14 protein-coding genes are annotated in these 17,023 nt (G+C 45.2%); 6 read left to right on the top strand and 8 right to left on the bottom strand.

Features of this window, described 5'->3' with window-relative positions:
• Positions 1-29 precede the first annotated feature (29 nt).
• From ACMCM8_RS12490 to aceK, 3 genes are all read right to left on the bottom strand, one after another.
• Positions 30-1,433 carry a sensor histidine kinase gene (locus ACMCM8_RS12490; protein ID WP_412722944.1) on the bottom strand — a complete coding sequence of 468 codons (1,404 nt, stop codon included), beginning with the start codon at positions 1,431-1,433 and terminating at the stop codon, positions 30-32.
• Positions 1,430-2,110 (bottom strand): response regulator transcription factor, encoded by a 681-nt coding sequence (locus ACMCM8_RS12485; protein ID WP_412722943.1) that lies wholly within the window; start codon positions 2,108-2,110, stop codon positions 1,430-1,432. The genes ACMCM8_RS12490 and ACMCM8_RS12485 overlap by 4 nt, the downstream gene beginning before the upstream one ends.
• A gap of 198 nt (positions 2,111-2,308) precedes the next feature.
• A complete protein-coding gene (aceK, locus tag ACMCM8_RS12480) occupies positions 2,309-4,045 on the bottom strand; it encodes a bifunctional isocitrate dehydrogenase kinase/phosphatase (RefSeq protein ID WP_412727714.1) in 1,737 nt (578 codons plus the stop codon).
• A 163-nt stretch (positions 4,046-4,208) separates the two neighbouring features.
• Between aceK and ACMCM8_RS12475 the strand changes: the two genes are divergently transcribed.
• Complete coding sequence (locus tag ACMCM8_RS12475) at positions 4,209-4,622, top strand: response regulator (protein ID WP_412722942.1); 414 nt, start codon at positions 4,209-4,211, stop codon at positions 4,620-4,622.
• 71 nt (positions 4,623-4,693) lie between these two features.
• Here ACMCM8_RS12475 and ACMCM8_RS12470 read toward each other — a convergent pair whose 3' ends face one another.
• Positions 4,694-5,323, bottom strand: coding sequence for a protein tyrosine phosphatase family protein (locus tag ACMCM8_RS12470; RefSeq protein ID WP_412722941.1), 630 nt, complete (start codon positions 5,321-5,323; stop codon positions 4,694-4,696).
• Positions 5,324-5,531: 208 nt separating this feature from the next.
• Positions 5,532-6,689: an S-(hydroxymethyl)glutathione dehydrogenase/class III alcohol dehydrogenase gene (locus ACMCM8_RS12465; RefSeq protein WP_412722940.1), complete on the bottom strand. Its 1,158-nt coding sequence runs from the start codon at positions 6,687-6,689 to the stop codon at positions 5,532-5,534.
• A 170-nt stretch (positions 6,690-6,859) separates the two neighbouring features.
• Here ACMCM8_RS12465 and ACMCM8_RS12460 point away from each other — a divergent pair, with 170 nt between their 5' ends.
• The 5 genes from ACMCM8_RS12460 (at position 6,860) to ung (ending at position 13,552) form a co-directional block, all read left to right on the top strand.
• Complete coding sequence (locus ACMCM8_RS12460; protein ID WP_412722939.1) at positions 6,860-7,738, top strand: LysR substrate-binding domain-containing protein; 879 nt, start codon at positions 6,860-6,862, stop codon at positions 7,736-7,738.
• A 314-nt stretch (positions 7,739-8,052) separates the two neighbouring features.
• Positions 8,053-10,518 (top strand): bifunctional aspartate kinase/homoserine dehydrogenase I, encoded by a 2,466-nt coding sequence (gene thrA / locus ACMCM8_RS12455; protein WP_412722938.1) that lies wholly within the window; start codon positions 8,053-8,055, stop codon positions 10,516-10,518.
• Between the two features lie 26 nt (positions 10,519-10,544).
• Complete coding sequence (thrB, locus tag ACMCM8_RS12450; RefSeq protein WP_412727712.1) at positions 10,545-11,495, top strand: homoserine kinase; 951 nt, start codon at positions 10,545-10,547, stop codon at positions 11,493-11,495.
• A gap of 103 nt (positions 11,496-11,598) precedes the next feature.
• Complete coding sequence (gene thrC, locus ACMCM8_RS12445; protein WP_412722937.1) at positions 11,599-12,885, top strand: threonine synthase; 1,287 nt, start codon at positions 11,599-11,601, stop codon at positions 12,883-12,885.
• A gap of 10 nt (positions 12,886-12,895) precedes the next feature.
• On the top strand, positions 12,896-13,552 hold the full coding sequence (gene ung, locus ACMCM8_RS12440; RefSeq protein WP_412727710.1) for a uracil-DNA glycosylase: 657 nt from the start codon (positions 12,896-12,898) through the stop codon (positions 13,550-13,552).
• A gap of 139 nt (positions 13,553-13,691) precedes the next feature.
• Here ung and ACMCM8_RS12435 read toward each other — a convergent pair whose 3' ends face one another.
• The 3 genes from ACMCM8_RS12435 to tal form a co-directional block, all read right to left on the bottom strand.
• On the bottom strand, positions 13,692-13,868 hold the full coding sequence (locus ACMCM8_RS12435; protein WP_012519516.1) for a DUF3545 family protein: 177 nt from the start codon (positions 13,866-13,868) through the stop codon (positions 13,692-13,694).
• Positions 13,869-14,262: 394 nt separating this feature from the next.
• Entirely contained in the window at positions 14,263-15,912 is a 1,650-nt protein-coding gene (gene pgi / locus ACMCM8_RS12430; protein ID WP_412722936.1) for a glucose-6-phosphate isomerase, read from the bottom strand.
• A gap of 14 nt (positions 15,913-15,926) precedes the next feature.
• Positions 15,927-16,886, bottom strand: a complete 960-nt coding sequence (gene tal / locus ACMCM8_RS12425; RefSeq protein ID WP_412722935.1) for a transaldolase — start codon at positions 16,884-16,886, stop codon at positions 15,927-15,929.
• Positions 16,887-17,023: the final 137 nt, after the last annotated feature.

The following is a 17,023-nucleotide window of genomic DNA, read 5'->3' as shown; positions in this document are numbered from 1 at the left end:
TTAAACTCAGGGCATAGCATCATGTGATGCTATGCCCTGCTGCTTTGAGCAAAACTAAATACCACACCCAACCCCTTACCTCTTAACAAGGGGTCGTGTACATACCACAATGTACCTTCGTGCAGTTTGACAATGGCAGACACCAGTGACAGACCCAATCCGTTACCTTTAGTGCTTCTGCTTCCATCGGCGCGATAGAAACGACGTTCCAAATTTGCCAACTCGTGTTCGCCTACCCCCATTCCCGCGTCGTTTACAGCGATAACGATGCGTTGCTTAGTTGCAGTCAGTGCAACCACAACGGCACTGTTATCCGGTGAGTATTTTATTGCGTTATCTAAAACATTAGCGACAGCTTGAAACAGTAGGTTAGGATCCGCGTTCATCATGAGTGGTTGCAGTGCACTTGAAAGTGTAATACCTCGCTCTTCGGCAAGGGGTTGATAAAGCTCTACTACATCATTGACCAAAGCGGTGATATCAGTATTGCGAAAGCCTTCTTTTTTATTGGTGGTCTCTAATCCACTAATGCGAAGCAAACTATTAAACATATTCAGTAAGTTATCTGCTTCTTGAGTGGTTTCTTCACGCAATTCCTTATCATCTATCTTTTCTAGCGTATTTCTCAGGCGAGAGAGTGGGGTGCGCAGGTCGTGAGCAATACTGTCGGTGACCGATTTAATACTGTTGACAGAATTTTCAATAGTTTCGAGCATGTGATTAAATACAATAGCCAAACTACTTAAGTCATCCCAATTACTGTCGATTTCTAAACGGGTTTGTAGACTTCCCGTTTTAATTATTTTATCCGCGGTTTCAGACATGCGGTTTATGCGATTCACGACATACACGGCCACGGCAAAACTCACTGCACTTAATACGCTTAGAAGGACAATGACAATCCAACTTAAGGCTTTACTAAACCGTTGAGCAGCATACACATCTTCAATGTTTTGACCCACATATAAGTGGTGATCACCTAGCGCTACTTCTTGCATAAGTGCTTGAGGTAGAATTAAGGTTTGTGTTGAATCTAAAGGACGTAGACGAACTTCCACCAAATCCACAGAGGCTGTTTTAAAACGTTCAGTAATGGTGGGTATCGTTGCGATGTTGCCTGCTACTACTTTATCTCCTTTACTCAGGGCTATAAAGGTGCTCAATGGCATCGTGGCGGGCGAATCAGATATGTCTGTGGAAAAGTCGTCTGAGTTTATGGCCGCTATGACACCCTCGATGCCGAGTTCTTTATATAGCAAAGAAAGGGCTTTGACATTGGTGTGAACGGTCGTTTGTGACTGTGAAATAAACACATCGCTGTTGGCTAACCGCCAAAAATAGACAACAAGGGCAATAGCGATGAAAGCCAATGTGGTGAGCAGTGCGCCTACACGAAAACTGGAGCTTCGCGTGAAGTCGCGAATGGCTATCATGCAAGGCCATCCGCGATACGATACCCTGTACCCCTTACTGTTTCGATAAGTGGAACGTTAAATGCCTTATCGACTTTTTGCCGTAAACGGCTGATGTGTACATCGATCACATTGGTTTGGGGGTCAAAGTGATAGTTCCAAACCTGCTCTAATAGCATGCTGCGCGTCACGACTTTTCCTCTGTGCCTAAGTAAGCATTCCAGCAACTGGAATTCTTTCGACTGTAAGTCTATTTCCTGTTCACCGCGCAATACTTTTCGATTAACCAAGTCTAATGTTAAATCACCCACCTTGATGAGGGTTTTGTCCCCGCTTTCTTTATTGCGTCCGGCTAATCCCTCCACTCGGGCCAATAATTCTTCGAAGGCAAATGGCTTTGTCAGGTAATCGTTAGCACCACTGCGTAGTCCTTTTACTTTATCTTCTACCTGACTTTTTGCGCTTAGCATTAACACCGGGGTTGAGTTACCCGTTTCACGAAGCTTTTCCAATACAGAAAACCCGTCAATCTGAGGCAACATAACATCTAAAATAACGACATCTACGTCACGGGAGCTGGCTTCTTGTAAGCCTAAGGCTCCATCACTTACCGAAATACATTCATGCCCTTCGCCCAGTAGTCCATTTGCAATGTGCGCGGCAACTTTAGGATCATCTTCAACAAGTAGGACTTTCATTTTTACACTTCTTTTTTAGTAATCTTTCACAGGCCTGTTTACACTTTTCTGTCATACCATCACGGGGCGACCATTTCATTGTTGCAGGCAGCAAAAAAGCGCTGGCCGCTTTCGCTTTTTTACGTGTGTAGACTGTGGATTCGATCACTTTTTTGACTGATACACTTGTACAATTTACCTGCACCGATTGTTAGGGCACTATTCATTGTTGCGATCAAAGCGCATGCTCGAATTGTAAGGTGTGAAATATTGCACCTCTCCCCGCGCACATTTTTCCTGCACTTCGCGCCAATATTCAGCGGTCATAAGGTCGCCATGAAGTGACTTTAGGATATCTTTAAACTTTCTTTTCCCAACGATAAAGTGTTCAAACTGTTCGGGAAATACGTCGTTGGGTGCAACAGATAGTGTATCAATAGCATAAGGGTCGTCAGATTTCGGTAAGGTTCTGAAATTTCTCTCATGCATCAGACATATTTCATCATAGTCATAAAATATCACCCTACCATGGCGAGTAATACCAAAGTTCTTGTGCAACATATCGCCGGGGAAGATATTAGCCATCGCGATTTGCTTGATACACAATCCCAGTTCGTCAAGCGCTCGGGTAATTTTTTCTTCGTCTGTTTCCTGTTGAAGATATAGATTGAGCGGGGTCATCTTCCGCTCAATATACAAGTGTTTAATGATGAGTTCTGATTCAGTGAATTCTAAGCTTGATGCACACGTCTCACGTAATTCAGTGATCAATTCCGGCTCGATGCGAGCAAGGGGAAAGCGAAAATTCACATATTCGTGGGTGTCGGCCATACGCCCCACGCGATCCGACATCTTGACTAATTTGTAGCATTCTTTAACGTGGTCGCGGGTTATTTTTTTACTTTCTGCAAATTCGTCTTTAATTATTTTAAACACGACGCCATAAGACGGCAGGTGAAAAACCATCATCACCAAACCCCGTATTCCAGGAGCCGCTTCAAATTTATCGTCAGACGATTCCATGTGTTGCAAAAAGTTGCGATAGAAAACAGTTTTCCCGTGTTTGTAGTGGCCTAATGCCATATACAATTCGAAATGCTTTTTATTGGGCAATAGTTCTTGCAGGAATGCAGCTACTTCAGCTGGGTATTGCGTATCTGCCATAAAGTAACTGCGAGCGAAGCCGAATATAACACTTAAATCTTGTCGCTCAGTTAATAGCGCGTCTACAAACATATGTGGTTCATTATAATGACGCATGGCAATGACAAACGGCAAGGTTTCATCTGGCATACAGATCCGCCCAATTAGATAGGCCGCTTTGCCTCTAAAAAAAGTAGGTTTAAGAATTTCGACAGTGTGTACGCTGGCAAGTTGCTCTTTGGTTAATCGGGCACGTAGGGCAGTTTCGAGGTTTTGAAGATCCCGCTCGAAATTTTCAAACGGAATGTTGTAACGGTATATTTTAAATATCGATTCATACATTTCACGAACAGTGGTTGTCGTATCGAAACTGTTGATAACTTTTGCTCTGTCCTGACCGGGCAAAAAACAACGGCTGGGCAACACGAACATCATGTCATTGTCTATTTTTTTGTGTTTGAACAGGCGACCAATAACCGAGTTGTAAAAGGTTTCTGCCAGTTCAAATTGAGGGTGCCCTTCAAGTTGCAACCCAAACGTTTTCTTCAGTTCCTGCCAAAATACATCATCTTGTTGGTGTACTTCTGTCAGTTGATAGATTTCGGCGACTGCATCAGACAAGCTTTGCTCGTAAATAGTGATCCGCTCTTTAGATGCAAGCTGGGTCTCACGCCAATTCCCCTTTTCAAAGCGCTCTTGTGCTCCTCGCGTAATGCGTGTGAACCATCGATAACTTTTATCGAAGTGAGAGAGTATTTGATAGGCCACTTTTTTTATTAAGGCTTTATCTTGGCTAGTGGGTAATTCGTGCATAAGACTCATTCCTCGTTTACTTGACGTTATATCTATCACAAAAGCCTTGACAAGGAGAGGGGAGATTGACGCAAATCGCTAATAAGTACGCAAAATTGGGTGATTTTTTTTGTTTTCTTATACTAATGATTAATGTATTCTCATGATGGATTAGTAATCAATTTTGAGTTTGTTGTCGATGGGTTTTAATGTTCTAGTGTGTGATGACTCAGCACTTGCACGTAAAATGGCGAAAAACAATCTGCCAGACGGCTTTGCTGAAACAATTTATGAAGCGTCAAATGGGATGGACGCATTAGAAATATTGGCCCATCACAGGATTGATTTGGTCTTGTTAGATCTCACAATGCCGATACTCGGTGGACTTGATGTCCTCAGCGAAATAAAGCGTCGGCAGTTGGAAACTTTTGTGATAGTGGTGTCTGGCGATATTCAACCATTAATGCAAGAAAAAGTCATGGCGCTAGGCGCCTTGAGCTTTATCGAGAAGCCCATCAGAAAAGCCGTGCTTAAAACCATTTTGCACCGTTTCGGATTTATTTTACCCGATCCTCAGAAACGTGCGCTGGCAGTGTAAGCCCACTCGGCAAATCAATGTCACATCGAAGCGTCCGCATAGCTTAGCTTAATCGTTGGTAAGTTTTAGTATTATGGGGCTGGCCTGAACGACATACCTAATTGCGTATCATTCAACGTGTTGTAGTGGTTCAGCACCTGTTGCATAAATGCATACCAGGTCGCGTTGGGGTGCCAAATTCTCATCAAATCCTGCTTTGCGTCTGCTTCTTGCTCACCTAATATTGCAACGCGGTAAAGATAAGTAAAAGTGGCCCCGCGCCAATTGAGTTTGCAGTGGGTAAGTACTGTACCGTTTTCACTGTTAACTGTTTCCATATGGCTTGCGTAAGTTAAAAAGTTTGCTAAAGAGGGAGCGTCCCATTCTACAGGAATGTTGAGGTAGTTTAGTTCAAGTGTCGCTGTCGCTTGTTCTTCATCATTGCGATCGCCCGGCAGTAGGTCGATGACATGCGTGAGTCCTTGTGCTTTTAGGGCAACAAAATGACGAAGTTCAGGCAATCCCGAAGAATACATAGTGGACGTATTCTGTTGAAGGTTCTTCAATGATGAAAGTGTTTCCTTTACCGTCACTGAATTTGCCGGTTCCCCACCACCCTGACTGAGTGTCATATCAGCAAAAGTTTGAAACGGTGTGGCATTAGTTGTTGCGGCAACACAAAAGCTCAAGGTTAAAAATAAAATGTTAAGTCTAGTCGCCATGGCTTTTATCCTACCAATTGTTTTTTCCTCCTCAGTATACAAAACCTGACGGGATAATAAACAAGCAAAATACTGCGATAACTAGGTGATTGATTGCCCGTCTGTTGGGATTACTTGAAGCGCTTTAAAGCGGTAATTGGGGCAAATGAAAAAAGCCCGTGTTATTCAGAACACGGGCTTTTAATGGAAAGACCGGTACCGAGGAAGTTTACTTGTCCATGTGAACCACTGATCGAATACTTTCGCCTTTATGCATCAGGTCAAACGCGTCGTTGATCTCATCTAGGCTCATGGTGTGGGTGATAAATTCCTGAAGGCCGAAATCACCGTTGAGGTATTGTTCTACAATACCGGGTAATTCAGAGCGCCCCTTAACGCCACCAAATGCTGAGCCGCGCCATACGCGTCCGGTGACAAGTTGAAATGGACGGGTGGAAATTTCCTGACCTGCGCCTGCAACCCCAATGATCACCGATTCGCCCCAACCTTTGTGACAACACTCTAGTGCAGAGCGCATGACGTTTACGTTACCAATACATTCGAAAGAAAAATCAACGCCCCCATCGGTCATCTCTACAATCACCTCTTGAATGGGTTTATCAAAGTGATTGGGGTTGACTACATCGGTTGCGCCAAGTTGTTTAGCAAGGTCAAATTTACTTTCATTGATATCAATACCAATAATTCGTCCTGCACCTGCCATACGTGCACCGATAATGGCAGAAAGACCTATACCGCCCAAACCAAAAATGGCTACCGTATCGCCTTTTTGCACCTTGGCGGTATTGAGTACCGCACCCATGCCAGTAGTCACCCCGCAGCCTAATAGACATACTTCTTCAAGGGGAGCAGACTTATTCACTTTGGCAAGGGAAATTTCAGGTAATACTGTGTACTCAGAAAACGTAGAGCACCCCATGTAGTGATAAATAGGTTCTCCGTCTTTTGAGAAACGGCTGGTGCCGTCTGGCATAAGCCCTTTACCCTGAGTGGCACGCACAGTCTGGCAAAGGTTGGTTTTACCTGAGGTACAGAATTTACATTCACCACATTCGGCAGTGTACAACGGAATAACGTGGTCGCCGACTTCGACACTGGTTACACCTTCACCGACCATCTCGACAATTCCACCACCTTCATGGCCGAGAATAGAGGGAAATACGCCTTCAGGATCTTCGCCTGATAATGTAAAGGCATCAGTGTGACACACGCCTGTTGCAACAATTCGTACTAATACTTCGCCTTTTTTCGGTAGTTCCACATCTACCTCTTCCATTTTAAGTGGTTCGCCTGGGCCCCACGCTACAGCCGCTTTAGACTTAATGTGTGTTTGACCTTCCTGCAATGAATCTTTAAACGATGCCATGAACTGACTCCTTAGTCACAAATAGGTATGTGAATTGGTAATAGGCGGTAAGTATAGAAAAGGGATCATATTTGATAAATACACATTAAGTAATTCAGTATTTCATATTTGTAATAATTGGTGGTGCCGTTATTCTATAGAAAGCGGAGAATCAGGTTGAGAAGTTAACAATGAAGTATTTGGAAGGTGTAGCGGAATTTTGCGCGGTGGCTGAAGGGGGGAACTTCACTAGTGCAGCAGGTAAGCTTGATACCTCAGTCGCGCAAATAAGCCGCAAAGTGGCAAGCCTCGAAAAGTCCATCGGGGTTAAATTACTACACAGAACCACTCGCAGTGTATCTCTCACCGAAGCCGGTACACTGTATTTCCAAAAAGCGTGGCCGGCCCTTCGCGAACTTCACGATGCTCAGCTTGCAGTATCTGCACTGCAACAAACGCCCCAGGGACTGATAAAGCTGACTGCGCCTGTAGCGTTTGGTGAGGCCTTTATTGCCCCTTTACTCAATACCTTTATGAATTTGTACTCTGGCATTAGTGTTCATTGTGTGTTCTCCAACGACAAACTCGACATTGTTGAGCAAGGACTGGATTTGGCGATCCGCATTGGAAAATTACAAGATTCGACCTTAGTCGCTAAAAAATTAGCCACCCGACATGTATATGTTTGTGCTAGCCCCGCGTATATTGCGCAGTATGGTGTCCCGGAAACATTAGAGGAATTAACGTCCCACGCGTTATTGGTAGGCTCACAACCCCATTGGCGATTCGTTTCAGGTAACCGGATGCAATCTGTTGCGGTAAAAGGACGCGTGCGCTACAACAGCGGGAATGCCTTACGCAGTGCTGCTCTGGCTAATCTAGGTCTCACCCAATTACCCGGCTTTTATGTGCGAGAGGATTTAGCAAAAGGGGATTTGGTAGAAGTACTGGCAGATTACAAAGACAAACAAGACGCTATCTGGGCATTGTTTCCCTCAAATCGCAATGTCGCGCCAAAGATTAGGCTGCTGGTGGATTTTCTTGCGCAGCATCTAGTAGATGATCAATGAATATTCATTATCTGGTGAAGAAATTAATGCACAAGATGGGCTCGCATATCTCAATTCGAAATATTCTTACTGGAGTGTTTCACTTTTTGCAACACAGTGTGGTAAAAACTGAGGTTGACAGTTAGACGTCTATACGGCAAATTGCTTGTATGAAAAAGATTCTTCTTATTGGCACAACAACCATGTCGATTACCACCTTTATCAGGGCGGTCGCTGACTAGTGCAAGTAAGCAAAAGACAACGAAAGCCCGCCTAACCAAGAGCGGGCTTTTTTTTACTCACGTTTTAGCATGCGTAACCTTAAGGAGCAGCATATGAAAGTCTTAAAGTTTGGGGGTTCTTCTCTAGCCGATGCACCGCGTTACACACGCGTCATGGAAATTAGCACGGCGACCCACCAAACCGACGGTGCTGCGGTTGTACTCTCCGCCCCTAAAGGGGTAACGAACGCACTTTCACTGTTATGTGAACAAGCAGCCGCAGGTGAAGATTTCCTACCTCTGTTTCACAAACTTAATGACACAGTTTCAGGTATTGCGAACCACCTTCAACAATCATTGGATGATTTTGACCACGCTCGGGTAATCGATTTTATCGACAGTCACCTAAGTGTATTAAAGCAACACCTTGAAGGGATTAAGTTACTTGGCGTAGCGCCAGATAACGTGGCAGCCGGAATATTAAGTATTGGTGAGTACATTTCGGTGACTATTTTTAGCGCCATGTTGAGTGCCAAGGGCATCGCTAACCGCATTATTGACCCGGTAACCTATGTACTGGCTGAAGGTGATTATTTGGATAGCATCGCTGATGTGGCCTTAAGCAAAGCGCGTTTTTCAGATGTACCGACTGATGGCAGTGCGTTACTTGTTATGCCAGGCTTTGTGGCGGCTAATGAAAAAGGTGAAAAGGTCACATTGGGGCGTAACGGCTCTGATTATTCTGCGGCTATTTTAGCGGCGTGTATCGATGCCAGCTGCTGTGAAATCTGGACGGACGTAGACGGTGTTTATAACGCTGACCCTAATCAGGTAGAAGGCGCGGTACTGCTGGATAAATTAACTTATCAAGAAGCAATGGAGCTATCGTATTTTGGTGCGAAGGTGCTACATCCTAAAACCATTGGCCCAATTGCTCAGCACCACATTCCCTGTTTAATCCGCAATACCTTAAATCCTGCCGCACCGGGTACGCTTATTAGTAATGAGAAAAGCGAGAAGTGGACGTCCGTTAAAGGCATATCGCAACTTGATAATGTCACTATGTTTAATGTGGCAGGTCCCGGCCTTAAAGGCATGGTGGGAATGGCAAGTCGCGTATTCGAAGTCATGTCAAACGCGAATATTTCTATTAGCCTAATTACGCAATCATCTTCTGAGTATTCCATTAGCTTTTGTATTCAGAGTAAAGATGCCAGTCGTGCTTTAACGTTATTAGAAGATGCCTTTGCCCTTGAGTTACAAAATCAGTTGCTTGACCCCATCGAGGTGCGTCACGACCTGGCCATCGTGACCCTAGTGGGCGATGGTATGCGTCAAACGAAAGGGCTTGCTGCACGCTTCTTTAATTCACTGGCGCAAGCGCGAGTAAACAATGTGGCAATTGCCCAAGGATCGTCAGAGCGTTCAATATCTACTGTTATCGAAAGCAAACGGGCCAAGAAAGCCGTTAAGGTCATTCACCAGAATTTTTTCTCTGACCGCCATACCATTGACGTATTCCTAGTAGGGTGTGGCAATGTAGGAACTGAACTACTAGGGCAAATTGCAAAGCAGCAGCCAGCATTACTTAAACGCAATGTACAACTTCGCGTATACGGGATAGCGAACAGTCGAAAACTGTTGCTCAATAGTCAGGGCATTGATTTAAATAGTGACTGGAAAGCCGCCCTTGAGGCAGCCAGCGAAGGGTTTTGCGTAGAGCGACTGCATCAGTTCGCAAATGACAATAGTTTGGTTAACCCCGTCATTGTTGATTGTACCAGTCACGAAGCGATTGCACAGCAATACGTCGAGATGATGGAAAGTGGCTTCCATGTAGTCACGCCAAATAAAAAAGCCAATACCAGTGAAATGGCGTATTACCGCAAGTTGCGTAAGACGGCGCAATCTACTAACCGTCAGTATCTATACGAAACCACAGTGGGTGCAGGACTTCCCGTTATTGATAACCTACAAAAGCTGTTTACTGCCGGGGATGTATTGCATCGTTTCGAGGGTATATTGTCGGGAAGTTTGTCTTATGTATTTGGCAAGTTGGAAGAGGGCATGAGCCTGTCACAGGCAACCCAGACGGCGAAAGATAATGGCTTTACAGAGCCTGATCCAAGGGATGATTTAAGCGGCATGGACGTCGCGCGCAAGTTGTTGATTATGGCCCGTGAAGCAGACCTCGCGCTTGAGTTATCGGATATCGAAATTGAATCGGTATTGCCAGCGGGGTTTGCAGAAGACTGTTCAATTGACGAGTTTATGCGTCAATTACCAGAGCTTGATGCTGATTTTGTGCAAAAGGTTGAAAATGCCAAAGCACAAGGCAAAGTGTTGCGCTACATCGGCAGTATTGAAGACGGTAAATGCAAAGTGAGCATTCAGGCAGTGCCTGCTTCTAACCCGCTTTCTCAAGTGAAAGATGGCGAAAACGCATTGGCCATAAATAGCGATTACTACAACCCAATCCCTTATGTCATTCGTGGTTACGGGGCGGGTGGTACGGTAACGGCGGCGGGGGTCTTTGCCGATATCCTGCGTACTATGCCGTGGAAACAAATGGCGCATTAAGCGCACAAGCAGTAGGTAAAAAAGCGATGAAAGCATTACGGGCCTATGCGCCAGCATCAATTGGAAATGTCAGTCTAGGGTTTGATGTATTGGGCGCTGCACTTGCGCCAGTTAATGGAGCGAAGTTAGGGGATGAAGTAGACATCAGGCCTGCAGAGAGTTTCTCCCTTGACACTGTTGGCCCGTTTGCTCACAAACTCCCAGGGGATGTCGACAGCAATATCGTGACTAAGTGCTACCACCACTTTTGTAACGCGATGCAATTAGCAGGAAAAGCAATTAGCCCTGTGGCCTTAACATTACACAAAAACCTGCCTATCGGCAGTGGCTTAGGGTCAAGTGCCAGTTCTATCGTGGCAGCATTTGTGGCGCTCAATGCCTACTTCGACTCCCCGTTTGACCAAGACACTTTGCTGACCATGATGGGTGAGTTGGAAGGCCAAATTAGTGGCAGTATTCACTACGATAACGTGGCTCCTTGTTATTTGGGTGGGATGACATTGATGACAGGCGCACAATCGCCGGTTACGTTGTCTTTACCGTTAAATGAACAGTGGTACTACGCGATTTGTTATTCCGGAATTAGTGTGTCAACCGCGGCAGCCCGAGATATATTGCCTAAACAGATAGATATGGCCACTACACTTACTTTCGGACGCCAGCTCGGTGTGTTTGTACACGCACTGCACACAGGTGAGTTTGAACTTGCGGCATCGGTAATGACAGATGTTATTGCAGAGCCTTATCGCAAATCGCTGTTGCCCGGATTTGACGACGCTAGAGCGTTTAGTGAACAAGCTGGCGCCTTAGCTTTTGGTATTTCGGGATCGGGGCCGACAGTCTTTGCCGTGTGCTCATCTAAAGCACAGGCCGAACAAGTCGCTGCGTATTTGAATGACCATTATATTCAAAATGAAGATGGATTCAGTCACGTCTGCCAAGTGCCGCAACAAGGCGCAGTTGTTTCTACATTGTAAGCAAAAACTAAGTGCTAGAATAAGACGATAGGGTAGCGAGAGCTAATCAAAATAAATGAGAAGGTCGTAATAATAGGGCCTTTACGATAAAAGGTAACAACAAGTGGAATTGGTAAATTTAAAAGACTCATCGGACACAGCTAGTTTTGCTGAAGCAGTAAAGCGGGGTTTGGGCAAAAACCAGGGATTGTATTTTCCAGAACACATTCCTACTCTCGACAATATTGATGCGCTTTTGGAAAAACCATTTGTAGAACGCAGTATTGAAGTGTTGCGCGCGCTTATTGGTAACGAGCTCGATAACGGTGAACTTGAAGAGATCGTAAAGACAGCATTTACTTTTGGTGCACCTGTTGAGCAAGTAAATGACAATATTTACACACTTGAATTGTTCCACGGGCCGACACTCGCCTTTAAAGATTTTGGTGGTCGGTTTATGGCGCAAACCCTGTCGCGTATTAGCGAAGGTAAGCCTGTAACTATCCTCACCGCTACCTCTGGCGATACGGGAGCTGCTGTTGCGCATGCCTTCCATGGTATCGACAATATCAACGTGGTCATTCTGTTTCCAAAAGGAAAAATAAGTGCGCTACAAGAGAAGTTATTTACAACGCTAGGCGGGAACATTCATACCGTTGCTATTGAGTCAGACTTTGATGCATGCCAATCATTAGTCAAAACGGCCTTTGACGATCCCGATGTGCGCGAAGGGCTTCACTTAAATTCAGCGAATTCAATCAATATCAGTCGTTTGTTAGCGCAGGTGTGTTATTACTTTGAGGCAGTGAGTCAATTGCCCAAAGACAAGCGCAATCAAGTTGTGGTGTCAGTGCCTAGCGGTAATTTTGGGAATTTAACCGCAGGTATGATAGCCAAAGCGATGGGACTACCGATTAAGCGTTTTATCGCAGCGACTAACCTTAACGACACGGTTCCTCGTTACCTTAAAACAGGGCAGTGGGAGCCCAAGGCGACGGTGGCAACCATGTCCAACGCCATGGACGTAAGTCAGCCAAACAATTGGCCGCGAATTGAAGCACTAGTTGAACGTGGTTATATCGATAAGGCGTGTTTAAACGGTGAAATGGTGGATGAAGAATACACCCAACTTGCCATGCGTCAGCTTGCCCAGCAAGGCTATACCAGTGAGCCTCATGCAGCCATAGCCTATCGTGCTGTTAGTCACGATTTAGAAGACGGGGAAATTGGCCTATTTTTAGGTACAGCACACCCTGCTAAGTTCAGAGAGACAGTGGAAAACGTGCTTGGTAACCCGATTAGCTTGCCTAAAGCATTGGCTGATGTGGCTGGTGAAGATAGCTTGGCAGTGGACCTGCCGGCCTCTTATGCTGCGCTTAAACAGCATATGATGGCTATTCTAAAGGCATGATGTCAACGTGGTGACGTGGCAAGAAACATTACAAAAAGAAAAACAAAAGCCCTATTTTGAAGCGCTTTTAAAAAAAGTATCGCAACAACGTCAGGCGGGAAAAGTGATTTACCCGCCTGAAGAGGCGGTGTTCAATGCATTTACGTTAACACCACTTGAAAGCGTTAAGGTGGTGATATTAGGTCAAGATCCCTATCACGGTCCGGATCAAGCGCACGGGCTGTGTTTTTCAGTACTTCCGGGGGTAAAAATACCCCCGTCGTTGGTCAATATTTACAAAGAGCTTGCCAGTGATATCAGCGGGTTTGAAACCCCAAGTCACGGTAACTTAACCGCATGGGCAGAGCAAGGAGTCTTGCTACTCAATACAGTGCTAACGGTTGAGCAAGGTAAAGCACATAGCCATGCAAAATGGGGATGGGAGACGTTTACTGATAAAGTAATAGAGGTGATAAATACTTATCAGGAACAGGTGGTGTTCTTATTGTGGGGAAGTCATGCACAGAAAAAAGGACAACACATAGACCGCGACAAACATCGTGTTTTAGCGGCGCCTCATCCATCTCCACTGTCAGCGCATCGTGGATTTTTTGGGTGTAAACACTTTAGCCAGGCCAACGCCTATTTAATTGAAAAGGGCAAAGTACCTATTCAATGGCAGCTGTAGCTAAAACCGTTGTGAATTAGCAACTCGAACCAGAGCATTTACACTATTACTACTGGTCTAGGGTGTAAACACGATGGCGTAGAGTTTTGGCAAGACAAATAGTAAAAAGGCCGCCTGAGTTATCAGGCGGCCTTTTTTGTTATCTTTCCAGTGTCTCTAGCTCATACTCGAAACCACAATCGAGTTCGGCTAATTCTTTCTCTAATTTGTAGCGATCTTGCAGCGCTTCGATTTCTCTCCACTTACGTTTTTTGCTTTTGGTTTTTGCTGGGCTTGCTTCGATGTCTAACATGGCAAATAGATCTGATTTATCCACTGGGATCTCCTTTTTATACCACTACAACTAATACAGAGCTTGTTGTTAGAGTCTACTGGTTACTATACCTAATAGCCGAATAGGTTCTAAATTCCCTCTGTACAATTTTGTATCACAGCCGCCACTAAAATAAAATAGTTAAATTTACCTTTTATTAACAAAGTGTGACGTTATGATGACAACGGTAAGGAAGCGTCAGAGATGTCAGGAGCGTGAACTGAACTAATAAATAATTGAAAATTATATTTTTATTAAAAGTTTTTGTATTGGAACGGGGATCAAAAGTCGCTGTCGTTATTGTTTAATTACACCCGTACAAAAACGGCCGGGGGTAAGCCGGCCGTTCAGTTTATTATTGCACCAAAATGGGTAAGGTTACCTTACCTCATTATCCTTATTTTGGTGCATTCGCTGCTCTGAATTTAGCAATCAATTGTTGGGTAGAAGCGTCAAAATTATCTTTGCCAGCTTTGCCCTGAATGCCTTCAAGTACTTGGTTTCCCAGTACTTTACCTAATTCCACTCCCCACTGGTCGAAAGAATTTAGGTTCCAGATAACACCCTGAACGAATACCTTATGCTCATACATTGCAACCAACGCGCCAAGAATGTTAGGTGTAAGGCTATCGAACAAAAACGTATTGCTCGGCTTATTGCCTCGCATGGTTTTATGTGTGGCCAGGCGCGTGCGGGTTTCTTCATCTAAGCCTTTGTTTGCTAAATCGGCATAGCACGCTTCAAAGCTTTTACCTTGCATTAGCGCCTGAGTTTGGCCAAAACAATTTGACGCCAACATAGCGTGGTGGGTGTCGTCTTGGTTAGGCACATTTAACGGCAACATAAAGTCAGCAGGAATAACGCCGGAGCCTTGATGAATCAGTTGGTGGAAGCTGTGTTGACCATTGGTACCTTCACTTCCCCAAATGATAGGGCCGGTTGCATAATCAACGTGTTCGCCGTCCAACGTAACTGATTTACCGTTACTTTCCATATCCAGCTGCTGTACATAAGCTGGTAAACCTCTGAGGTAGTGATAGTAGGGCAGCAGTGCATGAGAAGGGGCATCAAAGAAGTTTCTATACCACACGCCAAGCAGCGCCAGTAGAACAGGCATATTCTGAGACAGTGGGGCGGTTTTGAAATGCGTGTCCATCTCAAAGGCACCTTCCAGTAACCCTTTGAAATTTTCAAATCCCAGAGCGAGGGCAATCGGTAGACCGATGGCTGACCACAGTGAGTAACGACCACCTACCCAGTCCCACATAGGAAAAATATTATCTGCACTGATACCAAATTCAGTGGCGGCTTTCACATTGGAAGATACTGCTACAAAGTGCTTGGCAATATCGTGCTGAGTGCCGCCAGATTTTAAAAACCAGTCTTTAGCCGTAAGGGTATTTTGCAGCGTTTCTTGCGTAGAAAACGATTTTGAAGACATGACTACCAAGGTTTCTTCAAAATCGACACTGGATAACACATCGTGGATGTGGCACCCGTCAACGTTAGCGACGAAGTGCACCTTTACAGCATCTGCTGTGTAAGGCTTAAGCGCTTCAGTCATAATTTTCGGGCCAAGGAAAGACCCACCGATACCGATAGCGACGATATGTTTGATAGGTTTACCGGTATACCCCTTGTGTTCGCCACTGTGAATGGAAGCCGTGAAGGCTTCTATCTTATCAAGCGTTGCACGCACTTCGGGCATGACATCCTTGCCATCAACGATAACTGGGTTTCCTGAGAAATTACGCAAGGCGGTGTGAAGTACGGCACGGCCTTCTGTGGCGTTAATAGCGTCTCCACCAAACATGGCATCCCGTTGGCCTTCGACATTGCAGGCACGCGCGAGGTCCAGCAACGCTGCCATTGACTCATCGGTCACTCGGTTTTTTGCGTAATCTAAAAATATGCCACAGGCTTCAAGCTGCATTTTATCTGCACGAGAGGCATCTTGTGCGAACCAATCTCGCATGTGCGCGCCTTTTACAGACTCGGCCAGTTCACTGAGTTTCTGCCATTGTGGAAGAGAGGTTAACACACTCATTGCTTTATTTTTCCTTACGCGCTTAATTTTTCGCGAAGCATGGTTTCAAGTTTTTCTTGGTCGGCGGCGAAGTTGCGAATTCCTTCAGACAGCTTTTCTGTTGCCATTGCGTCTTGGTTCATTTCCCAACGAAACGCGCTTTCAGTAAGACGTTCACCTGGCGCTTTAGTCGCACCATTGTCTTTCAATTTAACCTCTAAAGTACCAGGCTCATTGGCCAGTTCTTCTAACAGTGCAGGGCTAATGGTCAATCTGTCACAACCCGCTAGCGCTTGAATTTCACCGATGTTTCTAAAGCTGGCACCCATTACTACTGTGTTATAACCATGCTCTTTGTAGTAGTTGTAAATTTGGGTTACCGATACCACACCCGGATCTTCATCTGAGGTATAGCTATCTTTACCTGTAGCCTTTTTGTACCAGTCCAAGATACGGCCTACGAAAGGAGAAATAAGGTAAACTCCTGCTTCTGCACAAGCTTGTGCCTGAGCAAAGCTAAACAGTAAGGTCAGGTTGCATTGGATCCCTTTCTTCTCAAGTACTTCAGCAGCTTGGATACCTTCCCAGGTAGAGGCAATTTTGATGAGTATACGGGATTTGTCGATGCCAGCGTCCTGATACAACTGCACTAAGCGTTCCGCTTTTTCAATGGTTGCGGCGGTATCAAAAGAAAGACGCGCATCCACCTCAGTAGAAATACGTCCTGGGATAGTGGCTGAAATCTCTTTTCCAATTGCAACAGCCAGTTTGTCTGCAGCGTCAGTTAACTGCTGCTCTGCATCTGATGACTGCAACTTTGCCCATGCCACGGCGTCATCGATAAGGCTGGCGTATTGAGGCAAGCTTGCGGCCTTAAGCAGAAGTGACGGGTTAGTAGTCGCGTCCACGGGTTGATATTTCTTAATGGCGTCAATGTCACCTGTATCGGCAACAACAGTGGTGATCTCGCGTAAAGAAGCTAGCTGATTGCTCATAATTCTCTCTGTATCTGTGTCTCAAATAAATGACAACAACTCACCTGATAAGGCAAATTGAATAAATGGGTTCGCGTAGTAGGGTGTTGAACCTGGTTGTTTTGTCAGCAATTACGCGTTGTCAGCAATAGTGCGCG

It is taken from the genome of Alteromonas sp. D210916BOD_24 (assembly GCF_047159385.1).
GTDB lineage: Bacteria > Pseudomonadota > Gammaproteobacteria > Enterobacterales > Alteromonadaceae > Alteromonas.
This window is presented reverse-complemented; position numbering and strand designations above follow the sequence as displayed.